Origin of the sequence: Pseudoalteromonas sp. CR1, assembly GCF_019392235.1 — a bacterium.
GTDB lineage: Bacteria > Pseudomonadota > Gammaproteobacteria > Enterobacterales > Alteromonadaceae > Pseudoalteromonas.
Genome location: NZ_JAHXRM010000095.1, coordinates 1 through 343 on the forward strand (window position 1 = coordinate 1; position 343 = coordinate 343).

General features: G+C 64.1%; 1 pseudogene. It reads left to right on the forward strand.

Annotated features, from left to right (window positions below):
* Positions 1-343, forward strand: a pseudogene (locus KZZ04_RS18635) (glycosyltransferase family 2 protein); the annotation flags it as partial.

Consider the following 343-nt stretch of genomic DNA (forward strand, 5'->3'; position numbering starts at 1 on the left):
TCACCTTGCTGACCCTGCCGAACAATCAAGGCAAGGGCGGCGCGGTCATGGCCGGCTTCCGTGAGGCCGCGCGCCTGGGCTTCAGCCACGCGCTGCAAGTGGATGCCGACGGCCAGCACGACCTGCGTGAAGTCGAGTGCTTCCTCGACAGCTCCCGCATGCACCCGGACGCGGTAATCTGCGGCTACCCGGAATACGACGAGAGCGTGCCCAAGGGCCGCCTGTACGCACGTTACCTGACACATGTGTGGGTGTGGATCAATACCTTGTCGCTGCAGATTCGCGACTCGATGTGTGGCTTTCGCGTGTACCCGCTGGCGCCCACCCTGGCGTTGATGGACTC